Source organism: Micromonospora sp. NBRC 110038 (assembly GCF_020884815.1).
Taxonomy (GTDB): Bacteria; Actinomycetota; Actinomycetes; order Mycobacteriales; family Micromonosporaceae; genus Micromonospora; species Micromonospora haikouensis.
In genome coordinates this window covers 1,156,515-1,178,295 of the sequence record NZ_BBOL01000001.1, presented here as the reverse complement: position 1 = coordinate 1,178,295, position 21,781 = coordinate 1,156,515, and the positions used below count along the sequence as shown (strand labels likewise).

The window sequence follows — 21,781 nt, the reverse complement described above, 5'->3', positions numbered from 1 at the left end:
GTTGTGGCGACGCACCAAGCAGGCGTTCGACCGCCACCTCGCCGCGCTCTGCCGTCAACGCAGCATCCCCACAAGGTCGGCATCGTCACCGTCTCCGGCAAGGTCCGCTGGGTGCCGCCCGTGCGGGTGTCCCACGGCAAGGTCGCCGAGATGCAACGCCGCGCCGCCGTGCACTTCCACGTCCTACTGCGCCTCGACGGCGTCGACCCCGACGACCCGGACGCCCTCATACCGCCACCGGCCGGCATCACCATTGACGACCTGGAAGACGCGATCCACGCCGCCGCCCGACAGATCACCGTCACCACGCCCCTGCACCCCGACCGGCCGCAAGGCTGGCTGATCGCCTGGGGCGAGCAGGTCGACGTCAGACGCATCGACAGCAGCGACGGCGAGCTGACCGACGGCAAGGTCGCCACCTACCTCGCCAAGTACGCCACCAAGGCCACCGAAGCCACCGGCCACAGCTCCACCCGACTCACCGCCGCCACCGTCGACGACTACGCCGACCCCGGAGGCGACCACGTCGCCCGCCTCATCGACGCCTGCTGGCACCTCGGCCGCCCCACCCACACCGACACGACCGGCGGCGCCGCAACCGCCGACGACCGTCAAGCCAGCCTTGACACCAAACCCAACGTCTACGGCGGCTTGCGCCGCTGGGCACACATGCTCGGCTGCGGCGGCCACTTCCTCACCAAAGCCCGCCGCTACTCCGTCACCTTCGGCCAAGTCCGCGAGACCCGCGCCACCTACCGCCGCACCGAAGACGACGAACCCGACGACACCATCACCGTCGGCACCCTCACCTACATCGGATCCGGCTGGCTCTCCGAGGGAGACGCCCTGCTCGCCAACACCGCCGCGAGACATCGACGCGAGAGCAGGCGCATCGGACGGGAAGAACTCGCCCACGAGGCGTGGCTGGGGGTGGCCGCGTGAGCCGACACCTAACCCCGCGCTGGTACTCCCCCCGCCGAGGTCGCCGTCCTGCTCGGCTTCGGCCTGTCCAAGGTCAAGATGAAGATCGCCACCGGCGAGCTGCGCTCCATCAAGGACGGAAAGTACCGCCGGATCCTCCCCGAGTGGGTCGACGAGTACATCCGCGACCAGGTCGACCGGCAGGAGGCAGCCTGATGCCCGGACGCACCCGCGCCAACGGGGAAGGCTCGATCTTCCCGTACCGCAACGGCTTCGCCGCGTACGTCTGGGTCACCAAACCCGACGGGAAGCGCACCCGCAAGTACGTCTACGGCAAGACCCGGGAGGCCGTCCACGACAAGTGGATCAAGCTGCACCAGCAGGCGAAGCAGGGGCCGGTGGCGACCCGCGTCCCGACGGTCGGCAGCTTCCTCACCTACTGGCTGACCGAGATCGTCCAGCCGAACCGGGCACCGCTGACGTACGCCACCTACGAGACGTTCGTCCGGCGCTACATCGCCCCCGGCCTCGGGGGAAAGCGGCTCGACCGGCTCCAGCCCCGGGACGTGCAGACCTGGCTCAATCAGGTGGCCCGTACCTGCCAGTGCTGCGCCCAGGGCAAGGACGCCGCCCGCCGGACGGAGAAGCGTCGGTGCTGCGCGGTGGGCCGCTGCTGCCAGGCCGCCCCGTCGCCCCGGACGGTCAGCGACATCCGGGCCGCGCTGCGGGCCGCCCTCACCCACGCCCAGGCCGAAGACCTCATCACCCGGAACCCGGCCGTGCCGGTCACCCTGGCCACGGTCCGCCGCCGACGGGGCAGGTCCTGGTCGAGCGACGAGGCCCGTCGGTTCCTCGAATCGGCCCGCGCCGACGAAGACCCCCTCTACGCCGCGTACGCCCTGGTCCTCGTCACCGGCCTGCGCAAGGGCGAAGCCCTCGGTCTGGCCTGGTCGGACATCGACCTCGACGCCGGTGAGCTGACCATCGGCCGGCAACTGCAACGGGTACGCGGGCAGCTCCTGCACCGCGACACCAAGACCCAGGCGTCCGACGCCACGCTGCCCCTGCCCGACATCTGCGTGGCCGCACTGAAGCTGCGACGCGAACAACGCGACGAGGCACGGGCGACCGCCGGGAAGGCGTGGCACGAGAACGACCTCGCATTCACCACCCGCTACGGCACGCCCATCGAGCCGCGCAACTTCCAGCGTTCCTGGCAGACGCGGTGTGACCGGGCGGGCGTCCGGCCGATCACCATTCACGACGCCCGCCGGACCTGTGCCACCCTCCTGGCCGACCTCGACGTGCATCCACGGGTCGCCATGCAGATCCTTCGGCACGCCCGGTTCTCGGTGACGATGGAGATCTACACCCAGGTCTCGTCCACGGCGACCCGGGAGGCCCTCAAGCGCCTCGGTGAATCACTCGGGCACTGACGAGAACTGCTGTACTTCGCTGCTGTGCGGGCAACAGAAAGGCCACCTTCATCGATGGAAGGTGGCCTTTGATCTGCGTGGGCGATACTGGGATCGAACCAGTGACCTCTTCGGTGTGAACGAAGCGCTCTCCCGCTGAGCTAATCGCCCTCAGCGACGATGACTCTACCTGATCGAGGGACCGGACCGCGAATCCGGGGTCAGTGCGTCGCGAGGTAGTGCAGCGCCCGGGCCACCAGGTCGATGCCGAGGCTGTACTTGAGCGACAGCCAGACGACCGTGGCGACGAAGACGAGGCCCACGGACCCGAGGACGAGGCGCACGGGCAGTGACCGGCTGGTGGCCCAGCGGGTCCAGGCGTGCACGTGCCGGCGGGTGAAGGCGAGCAGCCGGCGGGCCCAGTGGAACTCGACGGCCCAGACGCCCAGCCCGGCGATGACGAGCAGCCAGCCGGGGCCGGGCAGCGGGATGAGCGCGATGCCGACGGTGACGACGATCGCACCGGCGACGGCGATGAATATCTTGAGGGCGACGCGGCCGGTGGGGTTGGCGCGGATCAGGTCGAGGGTGGTGGCGATGCGTTGCCGCAGGCGTCCGCCGCGCCGTTCGGCGACGGCTGTCCCACCCCCGGTCGTCGCGTCGCCGGGTGCTCCCGGGTCGCGCCGGCCACGCTGCTGCTTCGGCACTGCGTACCCCCGCCTTTCGGCTGTCCGGACCCCGCCGTTCGGGTTTCCGGACCGGGCCGCGACATCCATTGAGGATCGGTTCGTGGTCATTTCGTCCCCCAGTGTCGCTGCGGCCCGTCACTCCATCGGACCACTGGACGTTACCGGAGTAAGTCGACGTCTGAACCAACCCCGACGCCGGGCGGGATCAAGCATTGGGCAAAACCGGATATCGTACAAGAATATTCACATTCTAGCGGCGTTTCCGACCCTCTTCCCACCACAGGGTGAAGTCAGCGTATGGCGGAGCGTAGCCAGAGGTAGCACCTGAGTATGGGGAAAGCGGGACACGCGCGTTCCGCAGCGGTGCCGGGGGGAGAACGTCCATGAGTGTCATCCGACCGACGACCGTAGAGGTCGAGACGTCGCTAAGGCTCGTCGCGCCTGACGCCACCGCCTTGCCGGTGCGTGCCAGCCTGCGTTACGACCCTGCTGACCCGTATGCGGTCCATGTCCTGTTCCATGCCGAATCGGCCGGTGGCGAGGCGGTGAGCTGGTCGTTCGCCCGCGAACTGCTGGTCACCGGCCTCGACGAGCCGGCCGGCATCGGCGACGTGCGGGTCTGGCCGTGGGCCACCCCGCGCGGGGACTTCGTCGCGCTGGCGCTGTCGTCCCCGGACGGCAACGCCCTGTTCGAGGTGCCGCGCAGCGTCCTGGTGCGCTTCCTGCGGCGCACCTACGTCGTCGTCCCGCGCGGCCGGGAGGCCGACCACCTGGACGTCGACACGGCGGTGACCCGGCTGCTCGCCGGTCGCTGACCACGCCACACCCGGGGCCGCGCGGATCTGCCGAGTCCGCGCGGCCCCGGGCTTTCACACCATGGGGTACGCGCTGCGCGTTCAGCCGTGCGTCGTGACCCCGCCGTCGACGGGGATGACCGCACCGGTCAGGTAGGCCCCGGCCCGCGACGACAGGTAGATGGCCGCGCCCGCCATGTCGTCGGGGCGACCGATGCGCCCGAGCGGCACCTGCTTCTCGATGGCCGACCGCGCCTCCGGGTCGTCCAGCGCGAACGCCATCATCTTGCTCTCGAACGGGCCGGGCGCGATCGCGTTGACGGTGATGTGCTCGCCGGCGAGCTGGTGGGCGAGGCTGCGGGTGAGCATGTGCACGGCGGCCTTCGTCGCCGAGTACGCATAGACCTCCAGCCACGGCACCCGGATCCCGTCGATCGAGCCGATGTTGATCACGCGGGCGGGGTCGTCGGCGCTCGCCGCCGCCCGCAGCTCGGGCAGCAGGGCGGTGGTGAGCCGGAAGACGGCCTTGACGTTGACGGCCCACAGCTTGTCGAAGGCGCTCTCCGGGTACGCCTCCAGCGGCGCGCCCCAGGTAGCCCCGGCGTTGTTGACCAGCACGTCGAGCCGGTCCACCCGCTCGCGTACCGCTTCGGCCAGCCCGAGCGCGCCCTCGTCGCGGCTGAGGTCGGCGGGGATCGCCTCGCAGCGGCCCTCGGCGGAGAGTTCCTTGGCGACGGCCTCGCACACGTCGGCCTTGCGGGACGAGATGACCACGTGCGCGCCGGCCCGCACGAAGCCCCGGGCGATCATCAGGCCGATCCCCCGCGATCCGCCCGTGACCAGGACCGTCTTGCCTTCGACCGAGAACAGATCCGTCATGCCATCCCCTCGCTGTTCGGCGGGCCGCCGGGCACCCGCCGGACCCGGGCACTACTGATCGGTAACGTAGCCCGCCGGCCGCACCCCGACAAGCGGTCGGGCAGTCTCGCCGGGATGCGACCGTCCCGCGCGCGGGATACCGTCGCAGGCGATGATCCCCTCCGGTCAGCCTTCCCCGGCAACCCGCGTCGACGCCTCCCCACCCCGACCCGACGACATCACGACGCTCGCCCTCGACGACCTCGCCGAGGGCGCGGACTGGCGACGCCCGGTGCTGCTCGACGCGGACCTGGTCGTCCTCGTCACCGGCGGCCACGGCACCGTCGAGCTGGACTTCCGGGCGCTGCCCTGCCGCCCCGGCACGCTGCTGCGGGCCCGCCCCGGCCAGGCGCTGCGGTGCGAGGCCACCCGGATCGACGCCGTGGTGGTGCGCTGGTCGGCCACGGCCCTGCGGGGCCTCGACGTCGATGCCGCGGCCGACGTGCCCGCCCACTGGCAGCTCGCGGGCGAGGACGCCGACGTGCTGCGCAACGAGGTCACCCAGCTGGTGGTGGACTGCCGGCGACAGCCGGACGTGCCCGCCGCCCGCGCGCTGGTGCGGCACCGGCTCGCCGTGCTGCTGCTGCGGCTGGCGCTGCTGCCGCCCGCCCCGCCGGGCGGGGACGGGGCCGAGGCGGGGCCGCGCACCGAGAACGCCACGTTCCGCCGGCTCCGCCAGGAGGTCGAGCGCGGCTACCAGCACACCCGGCGGGTGGAGGACTACGCGGCCAGGATCGGCTGCTCGGTGCGTACCCTCACCCGGGCCTGCCTGGCGGCGACCGGGCGCAGCGCGAAGCAGGTGATCGACGACCGGGTGGCCCTGGAGGCCAGCCGGCTGCTCGCCGCGACCGACGAGCCGATCGCCCGGATCGGTCGCCGGCTCGGCTTCCCGGAGCCGACCAACTTCGGCCGGTTCTTCACCCGCGAGGTGGGCCTGAGCCCGGGCGCGTTCCGGTCGGCGCGGGGCGGGCCGGCCGGTAACGGCCGCCCACCGGCCCGGCGGGGATGACAGGGCGGGCATGATGAGTGGGTGCAGATCTCCGCGCGCGGCGACTACGCGGTACGGGCGGCCCTGAGCCTGGCCACCGCGTACCCTTCCCTGCTGTCGACCCAGGCCATCGCGGCGGAGCAGGACATGCCCCGCAAGTTCCTGGAGGCGGTCCTGGCGGACCTGCGCCGGGCCGGGCTGGTCCGGGCCCAACGGGGCGCCGAGGGCGGCTACACGCTGGCCCGGCCACCGAAGGAGATCACGATAGGGGCGATCCTGCGCGCGGTCGACGGTCCGCTGGCCGGGGTGCGGGGCATGCGACCCGAGGAGACCAGCTATGACGGGGCGGCGGAGAACCTGCCCCGGCTCTGGGTGGCCGTGCGGGCGGCGGTGCGGCAGGTGGTCGACGAGGTGAGCCTGGCGGAGATGGCCAGCGGGCGGCTGCCGGGCCACGTGCGGCGGCTGATCGCCCGCCCCGACGCGTGGGAGCCTCGCTGACCCCCGGCGGGGTCGGGCCGCGCTGAACGCGCCGCCCGGCTGGCGCGCAAGCGGGGTCACGCCGCGCTGAACGCACCCCGGTGGTGCACCGGCGGGGCGCCGGCCCGCCCCGCGCCGAGGGCGATCGGCGTGGCGATGACGACGGCGTGGTCGCCCGCCGGCACCCGGTGCGCGACGCGGCAGAGCAGCACCGCAAGCGCGCCGTCGACCAGCGGCACCCCGAACGGGCCGGGTGACCAGCCGGGGCGGGCGGCGAACCGGTCGGGGCCGCCGACGGCGAGGGCGCGGGCCACGCCCTGCTGACCGGCGGCGAGCAGGTGCACGGCCACGTGCTCGGCGCGGGCGACGGCGGGCCAGCTCGACGACGCCGTGCCCAGGCAGAACGAGACCAGCGGCGGCTCCAGCGACACGGCGGTGAACGAGGTCGCCGTGAACGCGGCCGGGGGCAGCGCGGGCCGGCCCCGGCGGGCGGGGCGGCCGGGCGTGGTGACCACGGCGACCGTGGCCGCCTGCGGGTGCAGGAGGGCCTGGAGCAGGTCGGTGTCGACCGGCCGGAGCTCGGTGGGCCCGGTCGCGGGCCCGTCCACGGTGGTCATGCCGGCCGCCGCGCGGGGCGCCGCCGGTCGGCGTGCCCGCCGAAGAGCCCGTCCCGCTGCGCCATGACCCCATGGTGCCGCCGCCTCCGACGGCCGGTCAACGCCCTTCCACCAAATGAGATTATCGCCGCACCAGACTCATGAATCCGTTTCATGCAGCCCAAACAAGATCCGAACGCCCATCTGTTGAGTATGAATTACCGGTCGGACGGTGTCCTGCGGCGGTGTCCAGTGCGGACGGACGTGGGTTTCCCGGATCGGCGTTCCGGGCATGTTCGAGTCCGACACGGCAGGGAATGGTCACGAAGGGAGCCCGCGATGGGTCTGATGTTCCGCAAGCGCAAGAAGTACGGCCCGATCATCCTCAACTTCACCGAGAACGGGTTCTCCTCCTGGAGCATCAAGATCGGCCGCTGGTCGTGGAACTCCCGCGCCAAGGCGCACCGCGTCGACCTGCCCGGCCCGCTGTCGTGGAAGCAGGACAAGTCCCGGGCGTGACGTCCCGGGGTGCAACGGGGTGCCGGTGGTCCACCGGCACCCCGTTCCGCGTCTCCGCCCCGTGCCCCTGCCGACCGGGGCGGACGGGCCAGGTTGGCCGAATCGCCGCCGGGGCCAGGCAAGGCGGCGGAGAATCGCCGCATGACGGGGGACGGGGCACCGGAACGCACGGGCGAAGGGTCGCCGAGACACCAGCGCCGGGTGGCGACGCTGGCGTCTCTCCTGCTGCTGGGGGCCTACTTCCTGGTGCCGGTCGAGCAGGACCCGAACGGGTTGCGGCTGGCCGCGCGCAGCGTCGCCACGGTCGCGTTGGTGGCCGCCGACGCGTGGCTGGTCACCCGCCTGGTGCGCCGGCAGCTCGCCGTGGCCGACGACCCCGAGCAGGTGCAGATCCGCTCGCTGCTGCAACTCGCGGTCGCCCTGATCGGGGGCCTGCTCGCGTTCGCCCTGGCCGACTACGTGATCGCCCGCAGCGCCCCGGGCGAGTTCGTCAACCTGACCACCCGGATCGACGCGCTCTATTTCACGCTGGCCACCCTCACCACCGTCGGCTACGGCGACGTGCACGCGCAGGGCCAGTTCGCCCGGGTCGCCGTCTGCGTGCAGATGGTCTTCACCATCGGCGTGGTCACCACGGGGGCGTCCATCGTGGTCAGGCAGCTGGCCCGCCAGGCCGGGCGGCGCTGATCAGCACGTCCCCGCCGAGCTTGCCGTGCTCCGGGTCGCGGGCCACCGCGCCCGCGTCGAGCAGGCCGGTCAGCGCACGGTTGGCGTCCGCCGCCCGGTAGACGGTCGAGGTGAGGGCGAACCGGCGCAGCTCGGTCACCGTGCGGGGGCCCCGGCGGGCCAGCTCGGCCAGAAGTTCCCCGCCCAGCGGCCCCGGGTCCGCCTCCGGCCCGACGTCGACGGCCCGCCCCGGCGGGTCGGCCGGGTCGCGGTAGCGGACCCCGGCGTGCCCGTCGACCGCCCACAGGGCGTCCTTGAACGCCTGGAGGCTGCGGTCCGACCCGGTCGCGAACGCCAGCCGCAGCCCTTCGTCGTCACCGGAGCCCGGCAGGGTCGGTGCGGCGAGCAGGTCGACCTCGGCCACCAGCGGGAAGCCGGCGGCGTCCAGCGCCGGCCGCAGGGGCGCGTCGGGCGCGGTGACCAGCAGCAGGTCGGCCGGGCGGCCGGACCGGGCCGCGGCCAGCAGCGCCGGCGTCGGTGCCGCGCCGTGGGCAAGGGTCAGCAGCGGCGCGCCGGCCGCGCCGGCCGCCTTCAGGGCCACGGGCAGCCGCGCCGGGTCGCCGGGCACCACGTGCACGGCCACCTCGGCGGGCAGCGTCGACTCGACCGCGCCGAGGCGGGCCGGGAGGGTCTCGTCGCCCTCGGCGAGCACGAGGACGGTCAGGCGGAACCCGCGCAGCCGGTCGGCGTGCTCCCCCACCACCCGCAGCGCGGCGTCCGCGCCACCGGCGTCGGTCTTGGCGTACGCCAGGGCGAGGGTGGCCCGCCGCGCGCGGTGCAGCGCTGCGGGCAACCAGGCGTCGAGCTGTCGGACGAGCAGCTCGCGGAGGACGGCGTCGGTCGGCATCCTGCCGTTCTACCGCACCGCCCGCCGCGCGGGTGCGGCGATCCCGGTGTCGGCGCGGCGGTCAGGCCGGGACGGAGATCCCGACGCCGCCCCGGGTCTGCCCGCCGTAGCGCTGCCGCTCGCGGTCGAGGTCGAGGCGGCCGATCCGCTTGCGGGCGGTGAGCGCGGCGTCGTCGAGCAGGTCGGCCGGCACCAGCCAGACGATCTCGAACTCCAGCCCGTCGGGGTCCTTGCCGTAGAGGCTCTTGGTGGTGCCGTGGTCGGAGCTGCCGGCCAGGGCACCGGCGGCGGCGAGCCGCTGGGCGGTGACGGCCAGCTCGTCGAGGGTGTCGACCTCCCAGGCCAGGTGGTAGAGGCCGACGGTGGCCCGGCCGGCGGTGGAGCGCCCGGCGGCCCGGCCGATCTCGAACAGGCCGAGGTCGTGGTCGTTGGTGGAGCCGGGGGCCTGGAGGAAGGCGGCGCCCCGGAACCCGTCCGGGGTCATCGGGATGGCCCGGAAGCCGAGGACGTCGCGGTAGAAGGCGACGCTGCGCTCCAGGTCGCTGACGTAGAGGACGGCGTGGTTGAGGCGGTGGATTCCCATGGCCCCACCCTAGCGCGATTTAGTTGAGCGCTCAACAATAGCCCGTATGATGGTGGTCATGACCCGCTGGCTGAACCCCGACGAGCAGCGCACCTGGCGGGCGTACGTCGCCGCCTCGCGGGCGCTGATGGAGAAGCTCGACCGCGAGCTGCAGCGCGACGCCGGCATGCCGCACGCCTACTACGAGATCCTGGTCCGGCTCTCCGAGGCCCCCGACCGGCGGCTGCGGATGAGCGACCTGGCCGACGCCACCGGCTCCTCACGCAGCCGGCTCTCGCACGCCGCCGCCCGGCTGGAGGCGTCCGGCTGGATCCGGCGCGAGGACTGCCCCACCGACCGGCGCGGGCAGATCGCCGTGCTCACCGACGCCGGGTTCGCCACGCTGGCCGCCGCCGCGCCCGGCCACGTCGAGGGGGTGCGCCGGCACCTCTTCGACGCGCTCAGCCCCGCCCAGGTCGACCAGTTGCACCGGATCAGCGAGACGATGCTGGACCACCTGACCGAAGGATGACCGAATCGCGATCGTCGGGGGGTTGTACTTATTGTCGCGGTGCGGCCACGATGGGGCGTGTCCCCCGCCTTCGGTGAATTGACCGGCCAGGCGCACCAGCTGGTGTCCGCCGGCGACCTGGCCGGCGCGCAACAGCTGCTCTCCGATGCGCTGAGCGACGCCGACCCCCGCCCCGACCACGCCTCGCCCGAGCTGGCCGAGGCCGCCGGCCTCCAGGCCCGCGTGCTGGTAGCGCTGGGCGAGCCGCACTCCGCGCGCGGCTGGGCCGCCTTCGCGTTTGCGGCGGCGACCCGCCTGCACGGCCGCGACGATCCGCGCGCCGTGGCGGCGGCGGCCACCCTCGCGGCGGTGCTGCACCGGGTCGGCAGCTACGCCCGCGCCGCCCGGCTCTACTCCGACGTCATCATCGAGCTGACCGCGTCCGACGGGCCCGAGTCGCTGCGGGTGCTGGCCGCCCACGCCGACCTGGCCACCGTGGAATACGCGCGGGGCCAGTGCGAGGTGGCCCGCGAGCGCCTCCAGGACGCCTGGGAGCTGCACCGCGAGGTCTACGGCGACGGGCACCCCAGCGGCATCAAGATGCTGGCCCGGCTCGGGTCGATGCAGCGCGACTGCGGGGAGTTCGCCGACTCCCACGACACCCTGACCCTGGCCCGGGAGCTGTGCCGGCAGCACCTCGCCGCCGACGACCCGCTCGCCGGGCAGGTGGCGGCCCTGGCCCGCGCCGCCGCCAACCCAAACCACGTCTGCGGGCGCGCGCCCGCCGCCGAGCGGGAGGAACCGGCCCCCGAGCCCGAGGTGCCCGTCGCGCCCACGGTGCCGGCGGCCCGCGAGGCGACGGCCGCCGAGGGTCCCCCGACGTACGAGCCGGCGTGGCCGCCCCGGGAGGAGCCCCGCCCCACCACCACGTGGCCGTCCTACGAGGAGCCCCACCCGGCCGACGACGACGCCCCGGCGTACCGGTCGGCGTGGCCGGCGCAGGAGTCGTGGCCGGCGCAGGAGCAGCCCGCCCCGCCCGTGGTGCCCGCCCCCCGGCTCCCCCCGGACGACGACCGCTGGGCGGGCGGGGAGGCCGGGCCCTGGGTCGACGACGACCCGTGGATCCGGCAGCACGCCCGCCCCGACCCGGCGTACGCCGATCCGGGGCCGACCCACGCCGAGCGGGACGACCGGTGGCCGCAGGAGACGGCCCGGCCTGCGGAGGGCCCGGTGCCGCCCGCGGTGCTCGGCCTCGCGGGCACGGGCGCGGACGCCCCCGCCGGGGTACGCGCCGTGGGCCCGCCCCCGCCCGCGCAGGACCGCTCCCGGCTGCTCCCGGTGCTGGTCCCCCGCCCGCCCGCGCCCCCGCCGCGGCGGCTCACCCCGCTCGTGGTGCTCGCCGGGGTGACCGTGGTGGTGCTGGGCACGGCGGCGGTGGTCGCCGGGGTGGCCCGCGTCGGCGGCACGGAGCCGGAGCCCGGCCCGTCGCCCTCGGCGACCGCCCCGCCGCAGCCCGACCCGTCCGGCGCGGGGCCCTCGGGCCGGTCCCCCGGCGCGAAGCCGTCCGGCAAATCCCCCGGCGCGAAGTCGTCGGGCAGCCGGTCGGCCAGCCCCCGGGCCGCCGCCTCCCCCGGCAGCCCGCCGGACGGGGTGAGCCTGCGGGACAACCGGGAGAACATCGCGCTGCGCTGGACGTACCCGGACGGGGCCAGCGGGCCCGTCGTGCTCGCCGGGGCACCGTCCGGGCGGCAGCCGAACGCGTTCGAGACCCTGCCGGCGGGCACCACGAGCTTCCTGGTGCACGGGCTGGACCGCACCAACGACTACTGCTTCACCGTGGCGGTGGTGTGGTCGGCGGACACGGTCGGCCGCAGCCGCCAGGTCTGCACCCGCCGCCGCTGACCGCCCGCCCGGGCCGGAGCCGGGCGGGGGGCCGGAGCCGGAGGGGTCAGGCGCCGATGGCGGCCAGGAAGGCGTCCGCGATCACCGCGTGGCCCGGCAGTCCCGGATGGACCCGGTCGTCGGCCCAGCGGCTCGACGGGCTGTGCGCCAGCACCCGGTCGAAGGCCGCCTGGGTGGCGACGTGCACCGCGTCGAAGTCCTTGGCGACGGCGGCCACCACCGCCGCGTACCGGTCGGTCTCGGCGCGCTGCGGCTCGTCGACGTCCGCCTCGATGAGGAACGGGTCGGCCAGCACCAGGCGGCAGCCGGTGGTGGTCACGGCCCGGCGCAGCAGGGCGCGCAGGGTGCGCTCGTATTCGTCGATCGGCACGGCCTCGGCCTCCCGGCCGGGGCTGAACCCGCGCCAGATGTCGTTGATGCCGACCATCACGCAGAGCCAGTCGGGGCGCTCGGCGACGGCGTCGGCCTCCCAGCGGGCGGCGAGGTCGCGCACCGTGTCGCCGCCGATGCCCCGGTTGACCCAGGTCAGCCCGAGCTGCGGGTGCCGGGCGTCGACGAACGCGCGGACGAGGCTCATGTAACCGTCGCCGTAGGGGGCGGCGTGGTCGCGCCGGCCGCAGTCGGTGATGCTGTCCCCGATGAACACGATCCGTTGACCGGCACCCAGCAGCATGCGCGCGACTCCGTCCCGACCCGTGGCGCGGCCCTGCCCCGATCGCTTGGCCGGGGGGTCGCCGCGCGGTATCTTTGACAATTCAGGCATAAAAAAGGAACGGCGTGCGAAATGCCGTTCCGGACGCAATTTTAATTATTAGGGAGAAGGCTTGTCAAGGCACTCCGCGGGTCCCGACGAGCTGCGCAACGACGACGAAAACGGCCATGCTGACGAAACCGGCCACGCCGACGAGATCGGCCACGAGCAGGAGTACGTCTCCATGCTCTACGACCGGCTGGACGGCCTGCGGGAGCAGTCCGCCCGCCGGCTCGCCGAACAGCTACGCGACGGCGGCGGCACCCAGCAGGCCCGGTCCCAGCGCGACAGCGCCGTGAAGATGTACGCCGAGCAGGTCGAGCAGTACTCCGCCGTGGAGAACGGGCTCTGCTTCGGCCGGCTGGACACCGACGACGGCGCCCGCCACTACATCGGCCGGATCGGGATCTTCGACACCAGCGGCGACTACGACCCGCTGCTGATGGACTGGCGGGCCCCCGCCGCCCGCGCCTTCTACCTGGCCACCGCCGCCAACCCGCAGGGCGTGCGGCGACGCCGGCACCTGCGTACCCGGCAGCGGAAGGTGGTCGCCCTCAACGACGAGGTGCTCGACCTGGCCACCGCCTCACCCACCGCCCACGAGGAGCTGACCGGCGAGGCGTCGCTGCTCGCCGCGCTCAACGCCGGCCGCACCGGCCGGATGCGCGACATCGTCGAGACCATCCAGGCCGAGCAGGACCGGATCATCCGCGCCGACCTGCCGGGGACCCTGGTCGTGCAGGGCGGCCCCGGCACCGGCAAGACCGCCGTCGCCCTGCACCGGGCGGCGTACCTGCTCTACACCCACCGGCGGGAGCTGGCCACCCGGGGCGTGCTGCTGGTCGGCCCGAACGAGACGTTCCTGCGCTACATCTCCCAGGTGCTGCCGGCGCTGGCCGAGACGGGCGTGCTGCTGCGTACCCCCGGGGACCTCTTCCCCGGCGTCAGTGCCCGGCGGGCGGAGCCGGCGGCCACGGCGGCGCTCAAGGGCCGGGCGGAGATGGTGGAGGTGCTGGCCGCGGCCGTGCGGGACCGGCAGTGGGTGCCCGACGAGCCGCTGGAGATCGAGGTCGAGCGGGAGGTGCTGCCGCTGGCCCCGGAGACCGTGCGGGCGGCCCGGGACCGGGCCCGCCGCTCCGGACGGCCGCACAACCTGGCCCGGGCGGTCTTCGACGTCGAGGTCGTGCACGCCCTCGCCGCCCAGGTCGCCGAGCGCATCGGCGCGGACCCGCTCGGCGGGGCCAACCTCCTGGAGGAGGCCGACGTCGCGGAGATCCGCCGGGAGCTGCGCGAGGAGCCCGGGGTACGCGCCGCCCTGGACCAGCTCTGGCCGGTGCTCACCCCGCAGCGCCTGCTCGCCGACCTGTACGCCGACCCGGACCGCATCGCCGCCGCCACCCCCGGCTGGTCCGAGGCCGACCGGGCGGCGCTGCGCCGCGAGCCGGGCGGCTGGACCCCGGCCGACGTGCCGCTGCTCGACGAGGCCGCCGAGCTGCTCGGCGAGGACGACCGGGCCGCCGAGGCCCGCCGGGCCCGCCTGCGCGCCCTGCAACGCGAGTACGCCGAGGGCGTGCTGGAGATCGCCCGGGGCTCCCGGTCGATCGACGTGGAGGACGAGGCGGAGGGCGGCGAGATCCTCGGGGTGGCCGACCTGCTGGACGCCGACCGGCTGCTGGAGCGGCAGCAGTCCACCGACGGGCTGACCACCGCCCAGCGGGCCGCCGCCGACCGGAGCTGGGCATTCGGGCACGTCATCGTCGACGAGGCGCAGGAGCTGTCGCCGATGGCCTGGCGGCTGCTGATGCGCCGCTGCCCCAGCCGGTCGATGACGATCGTCGGGGACGTGGCGCAGACCGGCGCGCTCGCCGGCACCCCGTCGTGGGGCGAGGCACTGGAGCCGTACGTGGCGCAGCGGTGGCGGCTGGAGGAGCTGACGGTCAGCTACCGCACCCCCGCCGAGATCATGGCGGTGGCGGCCGGGGTGCTGGCCGAGATCGACCCGCACCTGCGTCCGCCCCGCTCGGTGCGCCGCAGCGGGGTGCCGCCGTGGGAGCGTACGGTCGCCGCAGACCGGCTGGCCGGCGAGCTGGCCGACGCCGCGGTCGCCGAGGCGGCCGACCTGACCGACGGGCGACTCGGGGTGATCGTGCCCGCCGGCCGGGTCGACGCGCTGGGCGCGGCGCTGCTGGCGGCCCTGCCCGAGGCGGCCGTCGGCGACCATCCGGAGCTGGAGAGCCGGGTGGTGCTGCTGACGGTGGCCCAGGCCAAGGGGCTGGAGTTCGACACCGTCCTGGTGGTCGACCCGGACGGAATCGTCGCCGAGTCGCCGCGCGGGCACAGCGACCTGTACGTCGCGCTGACCCGCGCCACCCAGCGCCTCGGCGTCCTCCGCCCCGCCTGACCCGGCCCTGCCTACCGGAATCTTGGACAGTTGCCGTCTGCTGTGGACGGCAACTGTCCAAGGTCTGGTCGCCCGGAGGCCGGTCAGTCCTCCGTGAAGTTGCCGACCTGGCTGGCGCTGCTGGACTGGTCGCTGGTCGCGCCGCCCGCCGGGGTGCTCAGCCCACCCGTGGTCGCGTCGCCCGTGGTGGTCGGGGCGACCTTCCCCGGGTGCCGCTCCGGCTGCCGGGCCACCCGGCGGGTGCTCGCCGGCCCGGCCGTGCCGCCGGTCGTGGTGATCGCGCCCTGGCCCCGGGTGGGGCCGCCGTCGCGCAGCACCGCCGGGTCGATCCGCACGTGCGCCGGGTCGTCCGGGTCCTCGTCCTGGATGACCCGCTGCACGTCGGTCTGCGGCACGGTGACCTCGTCGAGGGCCCCCTCGCCGTACACGCCGCCGGTGATCCGTTCCTCGGCCTCGCGGGCGGACTCCCGCATCCTGTCGTCCTCACGCACGTCCATCACCTCGCAGAAGTGTCGGAATCTTCCTGCGTGCCCGGCCCGGGGGCGACCAAACGTTCCCGCGCCGCGCGCACCGCCCGCTCCGCCCACGCCGCGAGCTGCTGCTATCCGGCGACGGGAGGGTGTTACCTCGCCCGGCCGCCGGGTAGTCGGGGGGTGCCCCCGCCACGAACGTCAACCGTGCCGTGGCCGAAACGCGGTAGCGGGGCGAGGGAGCGCAGTAAGGACTCATCGCATCCTGAGGAGGACAAGATGAGCACGCAGGCTGCATCCACCAGGCCGATGAACCGCACGCAGGAAGCCCCGAACCGGGCGATGAACGACGTGCCGAACCGCGCGATGCAGGAGGCACCCACCCGGCCGATGCCGATGATGCACGACGGGCACCGGGAGCCGATGATGGCGCCGGGCACGGAGACCAAGCAGGCCTTCGCGACCACGGAGTTCTGGGTCTACGTCGCCTCCGTCATCGGCGTGCTCGCCGCGTCGTACCTGGTCGGCAAGAACTCGGTCGGCGTGGACATCTTCCGCGCGCCGCAGGCCTGGTTCTTCATCACGCTGCTGACCATCGGTTACCTCGGTAGCCGGGGCCTGGCCAAGGCCGGCAGCAACTTCCGCAGCGGCGCGGAGCGCAAGGCCCGGCACTGACGCCGGACCAGCTCCGAGCAGCACGGTGGCCCGCCGGGATTCCCGGCGGGCCACCGTCGCGTTTCTTCGCGTACGTGCGGAACTACTCCTCGCCGAAGCCCCAGTCCTCGGCGAAGTCGCCCTCGACGGCGTCCTCGATCATCTCGCCGGCGACCATCCCGCCGACCGCGCCGAGCGCCGCCCCGGCGACGATCCCGCCCATCCCCGGCCCCCGGCTGTGGCCATGACCGTGGCCGTGGCCGTGCTGCATCGGGTAGCCGTGCGTGGGGTAGCCGTGCTGCGGCGGGTAGCCCTGCGGGGCCCCGAAGCCCTGGGCGCGCAGGCCGCCGTAGCGGGACGTGGTCTCCTGCAGCCAGCCGTCGACCACCTGCGCCCAGTCGACGCGGTCGGCGTCGGCGTGCGAGACGGTGTAGCGGCCGAAGACGTCGTGGCCGGCGCTGAGGAAGCCGCCCCGCTTGTCGCACTCCAGGATCACGTCGATGCCCTGCTGGCTGGTGACGAACGTCAGCTCGACCTCGTTGATGACCTGCGCGTACTGCGGGGCCGCGAAGTATTCGATCTCCTGGTAGAAGGGCAGCGTCTGGTGCACCCCCCGGATGTGGCCGCGCTCCAGGTCGGCGCCCTTGAAGCGGAAGCCGAGCCGGGCGAACGCCTCCAGGATGCGCTCCTGCACCGGCAGCGGGTGCACGGCGACCTGGTCGAGGTCGCTCTTGTCGACGGCCCGGGCCACCGCCACCTCGGTGCGCAGCCCCATCGTCATGCCGTGCAGGCGCTGGCCGTACACGTCGGTGATCGGGGTCTCCCACGGCACCGGGAGCTGGAACGGGATCGACAGCTGCTGCTTCGGGGCGAGCTCGAAGGCCCCGCTGACCGGCATCCGGTGGAACTCCATGATGCCCGCGTACTCGCTGTCGCCGCTCTCGATCTCGACGCGGGTGACCAGGCCGACGGCGATCTGCTCGATGGCGGCCGGGGCCTCCCCGCCGACCAGGTTGACCCGGCCGTCGAGGGCCAGACCGGGCCGGGTGTTCGGGTTCGCCAGGACGGTGTCCACGGTCGGACCGCCCACCCCGAACGCGCTCAACATCTTCTTGAAGACCATCGCCACTCCCGCAGGTGCGCGCTCCACCCTGGAGCGTCGCAGCTCACCGGACCGACCCTAGCCTGCACCGCTGTGAGATGCCTGGGAACACACCGCGCCCCTCACACCTCCACCACGACCAGCTCGCCCACCTGCTCGGCGAGCGGGGCGCGGGCGGCCGGGTCGAGCCCCGCGTCGGTGATCAGCACGTCCGCGTCGGCGAGCGGGGCGATGGTGGCGATGCCGATCGTCTCCCACTTGGTGTGGTCGGCCAGCACCACCAGCCGCCGGGCGGCGTGCACCAGCCGCCGGTTGATGCCGGCTTCCAGCAGGTTGGGGGTGGTGAAGCCGGTGCGCGGGCTCATCCCGTGCACCCCGAGAAAGAGCACGTCGACGTTGAGCGTGCTGACGGCGGCCTCGGCCACCGGCCCGGTGAGCGCGTCCGACGGGGTGCGGATGCCGCCGGTGAGCACGACCGTGCGGTCGGCGCGCGGGTCGGCGTAGAGCGCGTCGGCGACCGGGATCGAGTTGGTCACCACGGTCAGCCCCCGCACGTCGGCGAGCAGGGTCGCCAGGGCGGCGGTGGTGGTGCCGGCGGACAGCGCGATCGCCATGCCGGGCTCGACGAGGGTGGCGGCCCGCTCGGCGATGGCCCGCTTCTCGTCGCGCTGGCGGATCGACTTGGCGGCGAAGCCGGGCTCCTCGGCCGACCCGGGCCCGGCCAGGGTCGCCCCGCCGTGCACCTTGTCGATCAGCCCGCGCTCGGCGAGCACCTCCAGGTCGCGGCGGATGGTCATGTCGGAGACGCCGAAGCGGGTCACCAGGTGACTGACCCGCACCCCGCCGCGCTGCCGGATCAGCTCAAGGATGGCGCTCTGCCGTTGCTGGGCGAGCATCGGAGTCCTCCTCCCGGACCACGGCCACCTCGCCCGGGGCGACCTCCAGCTCCCCGGCGCACCGGGCGCCCGCGAGCAGCTCGGTGCCGGTGGCGGCGATCCGGGCCGGGCGGTCGGTGTGGTTGACGACGAACAGCCAGCTCCGCCCGTCGCCGCGGCGGCGGACCACCTCCACCCCGGGCGGGGCGTCGGCGGCCGGCCGGACCCCGGCCTCGGCCAGCAGCCGGGCCACCAGGCGGTCGGTGGCGGCGTCGTCGAGCCGGGTGGCCGCGTACCAGGCCGCGCCCGCGCCGACGGCGTGCCGGGTCAGCGCCGGGACCCCGGGCAGCGGCCCGTCGGCGTACGCGGCGACGACCTGCGCGCCGGCCGGGTGCAGCCACTCGGTCCACACGTCGGCGGCGGAGCCGTCGTCGAGGGTGACCCGCTCGCCCTCGCGCAGCGGGAAGAACTCCTCGGTGCGGATGCCGAGCAGCTCCCGGAACGCACCGGGGTAGCCGCCGAGCCGGACGTGGTCGTGCTCGTCGACGATGCCGCTGAAGTAGGTCACCAGGGCGGTGCCGCCGGCGGCGACCCAGCCGTGCAGGGCCTCGGCGTCGGCGTCGCGGACGAGGTAGAGCGTCGGCACCAGCACGAGGCGGTAGCGGGACAGGTCGGTCGACGGGTGCACCACGTCGGCGGTGACGCCGGCCCGCCAGAGCGCGCCGTGCAGGGCGGCGAGCCGGTCGGCGTACGTGACGTCGACGCTGGGGTGGGAGTCCAGCTCGACGCCCCACCACGCCTCGTAGTCGAACAGGATCGCCACGTCGGCGTCGACGTGGCTGCCGCGTACCTCGGCGAGGGCCTTCAGGTCGGCGCCGAGCCGGCACACCTCGCGGAAGACCTTGGTGTCTGCCCCGGCGTGCGGGACGAGCGCCGAGTGGTATTTCTCCGCCCCGGCCCGGGACGCCCGCCACTGGAAGAACAGCACCCCGTCGGCGCCCCGGGCGACGTGGGCGAGGCTGTTGCGGCGCAGCTGCCCGGGTGCCTTCGCCACGTTGCGGGGCTGCCAGTTGACCGCGCTGGTGGAGTGCTCCATGAGCAGCCACGGCGCGCCGCCGGCGACGCCCCGGGTGTGGTCGGCCGCCAGCGCCAGCCCGACGTGCGACTGCGGGTCGGCGGCGGTGAGGTAGTGGTCGGTGGCGACCAGGTCCACGTCGGCGGCCCAGGAGTGGTAGTCCATGTGCTTGCTCATGCCCACCATGAAGTTGGTGGTGACGGGCTGGGCGACGAGCCGCTTGAGCAGGTCGCGTTCGGCGCGCAGCTGGGCGCGCTGTTCGTCGGAGGAGAAGCGCAGGAAGTCGAGCTGCTGGGTGGGGTTGGCGAAGGTCGGCGCGGCGCGCGGCGGGTTGATCTCGGCCCAGTCGCCGTAGCGCTGGCTCCAGAAGAGGGTGCCCCACGCCTCGTTGAGGGCGGCGAGGTCGCCGTAGCGCTCGCGCAGCCAGCCCCGGAACGCCGCCGCGCTCACGTCGCAGTAGCAGTGCACGTTGTGGCAGCCCAGCTCGTTGGAGACGTGCCACATCACCACGGCGGGGTGGTCGGCGTAGCGGGTGGCGACGGCCTCGACGAGGGCGAGCGAGCGCTCGCGGAACACCGGCGAGCTGGGGCAGTACGCCTGCCGGCCGCCCGGCCACAGCACGGTGCCGTCGGCGCGGCGGGGCAGCGTCTCGGGGTGGGCGTGGGCCAGCCACGGCGGCGGGCTGGCGGTGGCGGTGGCGAGGTCGACCGAGATGCCCCCGGCGTGCAGCGTGTCGAGGGCGCGGTCGAGCCAGCCGAAGTCGTACCTGCCGGGGGTGGGCTCCAGCAGGGCCCAGGAGAAGATGCCGACGGAGACCAGGTTGACCCCGGCCCGGCGCATGAGCTCCACGTCCTCGGCCCAGGTCTGCTCGGGCCACTGCTCGGGGTTGTAGTCGGCGCCGTAGTAGATGCCGTCGCCCTGCCAGCCGGTGTCGTGTCGATCCCGCATGAGGGCACAGCGTGCCCGCGCGGCACACCCAAGTCAACACTTTTCAACATCGCGGTTCTTTACAACGTTTACCGCGCCGATCCCCTTGTCACAGCGCGGTTTCGATCGACAGATCGACCCTTGACAGCGCCCGACGGACGAGTAGCTTGAGGCGCCTATGGCCGTTCGTGTTCGCTGATGTGGGTTCACGGTGGATCCGCTGTGGCATTCCCGAACGCCGACCGCCCCACCACCCCCACCACCCCTCCCCCGGGTGCCGCACCCCTTCTCAGCCGCAGGAGGCACCATGTCCCGTCCCCGCACCCAGGCCGAGTACCTCGCCCGGCTCGTACCCCCGTCCGTCGCCGGCCTGCGCCGGCGCTCCCTGCTGGCCGGCGCGGCCGGCACGGGCGCCCTGCTCGGCACCGGCCTGCTCGCCGGCTGCGGCTCGGACTCCGAGTCCGGCGGGGCGGAGTCGAAGACGGTGTCGCTCGGCTCGAACCAGTCCGACCCCAAGCCCAAGGACGTGATCGCCAAGGTCATGGCCGGGTTCCAGACCGCCTCCGGCGTCGAGGTCGCGATCAACACGGTCGACCACAACACGTTCCAGGAGAACATCAACAACTACCTGCAGGGCAAGCCGGACGACGTCTACACCTGGTTCGCCGGCTACCGCATGCGGTTCTTCGCGGCGAAGGGCCTGGCCGGCGACGTCAGCGACGTGTGGGGCAAGCTCTCCGGCTACTCCGACGCGTTCAAGAAGGCGTCGACCGGCGACGACGGCAAGCAGTACTTCGTGCCCGCGTCGTACTACCCGTGGGCGATGTTCTACCGCAAGTCGGTGTGGCAGCAGCGCGGCTACCAGGTGCCGAAGACCCTCGACGAGCTGAACGCCCTCGGCGCGCAGATGAAGAAGGACGGCCTCAACCCGATCGCCTTCGGCGACAAGGACGGCTGGCCGGCGATGGGCACCTTCGACATCCTCAACCTGCGGATCAACGGCTACCAGTTCCACGTCGACCTGATGGCCGGCAAGGAGGCGTGGACCTCCGACAAGGTGAAGAAGGTCTTCGACACCTGGGCGGGGCTGCTGCCGCTGCACCAGGCCGACAGCCTCGGCCGGACGTGGCAGGAGGCGGCCCAGTCGCTGCAGCAGAAGAAGTCCGGCATGTACCTCCTCGGCCTCTTCGTCGGCCAGCAGTTCAGCAACGACGAGCAGGACGACCTCGACTTCTTCACCTTCCCCGAGGTCGACCCGGCGATCGGGGCCAAGGCCCTGGACGCGCCGATCGACGGCTACATGATGGCCCGCAAGCCGAAGTCCGAGGCCAACGCCAAGAAGCTGCTGGAATACCTCGGCTCGAAGGACGCGGCCGACGTCACCGTCAAGAACGACCCGAGCACGCTCGTCGCCAACAGCGGCGCCGACGTCAGCGGCTACACCGCGCTGCAGAAGAAGGCCGCCGAGCTGGTCGGCTCGGCCACCGAGATCGCCCAGTTCCTCGACCGGGACACCCGGCCCGACTTCGCCTCCACCGTGATGATCCCGGCGCTCCAGCAGTTCATCAAGGACCCGAAGGACATCGGCGGGCTGCTCACCAGCATCGAGAACCAGAAGAAGTCGATCTTCACCGACTGACGACGGCGAGAGGCGAGGACAC

Annotated in this window: 22 protein-coding genes, 1 tRNA gene and 1 pseudogene; 13 read left to right on the top strand and 11 right to left on the bottom strand. The window is 73.6% G+C overall.

The features are described from left to right. The first annotated feature begins 3 nt into the window (after positions 1-3). The 3 genes and pseudogenes from LPU61_RS31805 (at position 4) to LPU61_RS05035 (ending at position 2,357) form a co-directional block, all read left to right on the top strand. Positions 4-942 (top strand): replication initiator, encoded by a 939-nt coding sequence (locus LPU61_RS31805; protein WP_374199594.1) that lies wholly within the window; start codon positions 4-6, stop codon positions 940-942. Further along, positions 921-1,137: pseudogene (locus LPU61_RS31715) on the top strand (excisionase family DNA-binding protein). Before LPU61_RS31805 ends, LPU61_RS31715 begins: the two are co-directional and overlap by 22 nt. Next, positions 1,137-2,357 (top strand): site-specific integrase, encoded by a 1,221-nt coding sequence (locus tag LPU61_RS05035; protein WP_229404255.1) that lies wholly within the window; start codon positions 1,137-1,139, stop codon positions 2,355-2,357. The pseudogene LPU61_RS31715 and the gene LPU61_RS05035 overlap by 1 nt, the downstream one beginning before the upstream one ends. 78 nt (positions 2,358-2,435) lie before the next feature. On the opposite strand, the gene LPU61_RS05030 is transcribed toward LPU61_RS05035, so the two are convergent. Both LPU61_RS05030 and LPU61_RS05025 read right to left on the bottom strand, forming a co-directional pair. After that, a tRNA-Val gene (locus LPU61_RS05030) sits at positions 2,436-2,507 on the bottom strand. A gap of 50 nt (positions 2,508-2,557) precedes the next feature. Then, positions 2,558-3,112 (bottom strand): TIGR02611 family protein, encoded by a 555-nt coding sequence (locus LPU61_RS05025; RefSeq protein ID WP_229404254.1) that lies wholly within the window; start codon positions 3,110-3,112, stop codon positions 2,558-2,560. Positions 3,113-3,408: 296 nt separating this feature from the next. Between LPU61_RS05025 and LPU61_RS05020 the strand changes: the two genes are divergently transcribed. After that, on the top strand, positions 3,409-3,840 hold the full coding sequence (locus LPU61_RS05020; protein WP_007075525.1) for an SsgA family sporulation/cell division regulator: 432 nt from the start codon (positions 3,409-3,411) through the stop codon (positions 3,838-3,840). Between the two features lie 81 nt (positions 3,841-3,921). Here LPU61_RS05020 and LPU61_RS05015 read toward each other — a convergent pair whose 3' ends face one another. Beyond that, entirely contained in the window at positions 3,922-4,698 is a 777-nt protein-coding gene (locus tag LPU61_RS05015; protein ID WP_043962628.1) for a RhlG family 3-oxoacyl-ACP reductase, read from the bottom strand. A 151-nt stretch (positions 4,699-4,849) separates the two neighbouring features. Between LPU61_RS05015 and LPU61_RS05010 the strand changes: the two genes are divergently transcribed. Together LPU61_RS05010 and LPU61_RS05005 are read left to right on the top strand one after the other, a co-directional pair. Next, a complete protein-coding gene (locus LPU61_RS05010; protein ID WP_229404253.1) occupies positions 4,850-5,746 on the top strand; it encodes a helix-turn-helix transcriptional regulator in 897 nt (298 codons plus the stop codon). Between the two features lie 21 nt (positions 5,747-5,767). After that, positions 5,768-6,223: an Rrf2 family transcriptional regulator gene (locus LPU61_RS05005; RefSeq protein ID WP_043962626.1), complete on the top strand. Its 456-nt coding sequence runs from the start codon at positions 5,768-5,770 to the stop codon at positions 6,221-6,223. A 56-nt stretch (positions 6,224-6,279) separates the two neighbouring features. Here the strand turns inward: LPU61_RS05005 and LPU61_RS05000 are convergent, their stop codons facing one another. After that, complete coding sequence (locus LPU61_RS05000; protein WP_229404252.1) at positions 6,280-6,819, bottom strand: flavin reductase family protein; 540 nt, start codon at positions 6,817-6,819, stop codon at positions 6,280-6,282. Between the two features lie 318 nt (positions 6,820-7,137). Here LPU61_RS05000 and LPU61_RS04995 point away from each other — a divergent pair, with 318 nt between their 5' ends. Next, positions 7,138-7,317 carry a DUF4236 domain-containing protein gene (locus tag LPU61_RS04995; RefSeq protein ID WP_007075522.1) on the top strand — a complete coding sequence of 60 codons (180 nt, stop codon included), beginning with the start codon at positions 7,138-7,140 and terminating at the stop codon, positions 7,315-7,317. Between the two features lie 141 nt (positions 7,318-7,458). Further along, positions 7,459-8,004, top strand: a complete 546-nt coding sequence (locus LPU61_RS04990) for a potassium channel family protein (RefSeq protein WP_229404251.1) — start codon at positions 7,459-7,461, stop codon at positions 8,002-8,004. On the opposite strand, the gene LPU61_RS04985 is transcribed toward LPU61_RS04990, so the two are convergent. Beyond that, positions 7,970-8,890: a hypothetical protein gene (locus tag LPU61_RS04985; RefSeq protein ID WP_229404250.1), complete on the bottom strand. Its 921-nt coding sequence runs from the start codon at positions 8,888-8,890 to the stop codon at positions 7,970-7,972. The genes LPU61_RS04990 and LPU61_RS04985 overlap by 35 nt on opposite strands. A gap of 61 nt (positions 8,891-8,951) precedes the next feature. Beyond that, the gene (locus LPU61_RS04980; RefSeq protein ID WP_043962622.1) at positions 8,952-9,473 is read right to left on the bottom strand and encodes a VOC family protein; all 522 of its coding nucleotides are present in this window, start codon (positions 9,471-9,473) and stop codon (positions 8,952-8,954) included. Between the two features lie 49 nt (positions 9,474-9,522). Here LPU61_RS04980 and LPU61_RS04975 point away from each other — a divergent pair, with 49 nt between their 5' ends. Both LPU61_RS04975 and LPU61_RS04970 read left to right on the top strand, forming a co-directional pair. Further along, the gene (locus tag LPU61_RS04975) at positions 9,523-9,984 is read left to right on the top strand and encodes a MarR family winged helix-turn-helix transcriptional regulator (RefSeq protein ID WP_043964272.1); all 462 of its coding nucleotides are present in this window, start codon (positions 9,523-9,525) and stop codon (positions 9,982-9,984) included. A gap of 57 nt (positions 9,985-10,041) precedes the next feature. Next, the gene (locus tag LPU61_RS04970) at positions 10,042-11,865 is read left to right on the top strand and encodes a tetratricopeptide repeat protein (RefSeq protein ID WP_229404249.1); all 1,824 of its coding nucleotides are present in this window, start codon (positions 10,042-10,044) and stop codon (positions 11,863-11,865) included. 46 nt (positions 11,866-11,911) lie between these two features. On the opposite strand, the gene LPU61_RS04965 is transcribed toward LPU61_RS04970, so the two are convergent. Then, the gene (locus tag LPU61_RS04965) at positions 11,912-12,538 is read right to left on the bottom strand and encodes an SGNH/GDSL hydrolase family protein (RefSeq protein WP_043962620.1); all 627 of its coding nucleotides are present in this window, start codon (positions 12,536-12,538) and stop codon (positions 11,912-11,914) included. A gap of 262 nt (positions 12,539-12,800) precedes the next feature. Here LPU61_RS04965 and LPU61_RS04960 point away from each other — a divergent pair, with 262 nt between their 5' ends. Then, positions 12,801-15,017 carry an ATP-binding domain-containing protein gene (locus tag LPU61_RS04960; protein WP_229404567.1) on the top strand — a complete coding sequence of 739 codons (2,217 nt, stop codon included), beginning with the start codon at positions 12,801-12,803 and terminating at the stop codon, positions 15,015-15,017. A gap of 83 nt (positions 15,018-15,100) precedes the next feature. Here the strand turns inward: LPU61_RS04960 and LPU61_RS04955 are convergent, their stop codons facing one another. Beyond that, the gene (locus tag LPU61_RS04955; protein WP_229404248.1) at positions 15,101-15,508 is read right to left on the bottom strand and encodes a hypothetical protein; all 408 of its coding nucleotides are present in this window, start codon (positions 15,506-15,508) and stop codon (positions 15,101-15,103) included. 258 nt (positions 15,509-15,766) lie between these two features. Here LPU61_RS04955 and LPU61_RS04950 point away from each other — a divergent pair, with 258 nt between their 5' ends. Then, complete coding sequence (locus tag LPU61_RS04950) at positions 15,767-16,162, top strand: hypothetical protein (RefSeq protein WP_043962619.1); 396 nt, start codon at positions 15,767-15,769, stop codon at positions 16,160-16,162. A gap of 82 nt (positions 16,163-16,244) precedes the next feature. On the opposite strand, the gene LPU61_RS04945 is transcribed toward LPU61_RS04950, so the two are convergent. From LPU61_RS04945 to LPU61_RS04935, 3 genes are all read right to left on the bottom strand, one after another. Beyond that, positions 16,245-17,264, bottom strand: coding sequence for a sporulation protein (locus LPU61_RS04945; protein ID WP_229404247.1), 1,020 nt, complete (start codon positions 17,262-17,264; stop codon positions 16,245-16,247). Positions 17,265-17,365: 101 nt separating this feature from the next. Then, entirely contained in the window at positions 17,366-18,139 is a 774-nt protein-coding gene (locus tag LPU61_RS04940; protein WP_229404246.1) for a DeoR/GlpR family DNA-binding transcription regulator, read from the bottom strand. Continuing rightward, on the bottom strand, positions 18,105-20,141 hold the full coding sequence (locus tag LPU61_RS04935) for a beta-galactosidase (protein WP_229404245.1): 2,037 nt from the start codon (positions 20,139-20,141) through the stop codon (positions 18,105-18,107). The genes LPU61_RS04940 and LPU61_RS04935 overlap by 35 nt, the downstream gene beginning before the upstream one ends. A 286-nt stretch (positions 20,142-20,427) precedes the next feature. Here LPU61_RS04935 and LPU61_RS04930 point away from each other — a divergent pair, with 286 nt between their 5' ends. Further along, on the top strand, positions 20,428-21,759 hold the full coding sequence (locus tag LPU61_RS04930) for an ABC transporter substrate-binding protein (RefSeq protein WP_229404244.1): 1,332 nt from the start codon (positions 20,428-20,430) through the stop codon (positions 21,757-21,759). Positions 21,760-21,781 lie beyond the last annotated feature (22 nt).

What these genes read in the sequence shown, in the direction of transcription:
- LPU61_RS04990 (WP_229404251.1), top strand. Translation starts at nt 7,459, where the DNA reads ATGACGGGGGACGGGGCACCGGAACGCACGGGCGAAGGGTCGCCGAGA.
- LPU61_RS05010 (WP_229404253.1), top strand. Translation starts at nt 4,850, where the DNA reads ATGATCCCCTCCGGTCAGCCTTCCCCGGCAACCCGCGTCGACGCCTCC.
- LPU61_RS04935 (WP_229404245.1), bottom strand. Translation starts at nt 20,141, where the DNA reads ATGCGGGATCGACACGACACCGGCTGGCAGGGCGACGGCATCTACTAC.
- LPU61_RS04965 (WP_043962620.1), bottom strand. Translation starts at nt 12,538, where the DNA reads ATGCTGCTGGGTGCCGGTCAACGGATCGTGTTCATCGGGGACAGCATC.
- LPU61_RS04940 (WP_229404246.1), bottom strand. Translation starts at nt 18,139, where the DNA reads ATGCTCGCCCAGCAACGGCAGAGCGCCATCCTTGAGCTGATCCGGCAG.
- LPU61_RS05020 (WP_007075525.1), top strand. Translation starts at nt 3,409, where the DNA reads ATGAGTGTCATCCGACCGACGACCGTAGAGGTCGAGACGTCGCTAAGG.
- LPU61_RS05000 (WP_229404252.1), bottom strand. Translation starts at nt 6,819, where the DNA reads ATGACCACCGTGGACGGGCCCGCGACCGGGCCCACCGAGCTCCGGCCG.
- LPU61_RS04950 (WP_043962619.1), top strand. Translation starts at nt 15,767, where the DNA reads ATGAGCACGCAGGCTGCATCCACCAGGCCGATGAACCGCACGCAGGAA.
- LPU61_RS04930 (WP_229404244.1), top strand. Translation starts at nt 20,428, where the DNA reads ATGTCCCGTCCCCGCACCCAGGCCGAGTACCTCGCCCGGCTCGTACCC.
- LPU61_RS04985 (WP_229404250.1), bottom strand. Translation starts at nt 8,890, where the DNA reads ATGCCGACCGACGCCGTCCTCCGCGAGCTGCTCGTCCGACAGCTCGAC.
- LPU61_RS04960 (WP_229404567.1), top strand. Translation starts at nt 12,801, where the DNA reads ATGCTCTACGACCGGCTGGACGGCCTGCGGGAGCAGTCCGCCCGCCGG.
- LPU61_RS05035 (WP_229404255.1), top strand. Translation starts at nt 1,137, where the DNA reads ATGCCCGGACGCACCCGCGCCAACGGGGAAGGCTCGATCTTCCCGTAC.
- LPU61_RS05025 (WP_229404254.1), bottom strand. Translation starts at nt 3,112, where the DNA reads ATGGATGTCGCGGCCCGGTCCGGAAACCCGAACGGCGGGGTCCGGACA.
- LPU61_RS04995 (WP_007075522.1), top strand. Translation starts at nt 7,138, where the DNA reads ATGGGTCTGATGTTCCGCAAGCGCAAGAAGTACGGCCCGATCATCCTC.
- LPU61_RS05015 (WP_043962628.1), bottom strand. Translation starts at nt 4,698, where the DNA reads ATGACGGATCTGTTCTCGGTCGAAGGCAAGACGGTCCTGGTCACGGGC.
- LPU61_RS04980 (WP_043962622.1), bottom strand. Translation starts at nt 9,473, where the DNA reads ATGGGAATCCACCGCCTCAACCACGCCGTCCTCTACGTCAGCGACCTG.
- LPU61_RS04945 (WP_229404247.1), bottom strand. Translation starts at nt 17,264, where the DNA reads ATGGTCTTCAAGAAGATGTTGAGCGCGTTCGGGGTGGGCGGTCCGACC.
- LPU61_RS04975 (WP_043964272.1), top strand. Translation starts at nt 9,523, where the DNA reads ATGGTGGTCATGACCCGCTGGCTGAACCCCGACGAGCAGCGCACCTGG.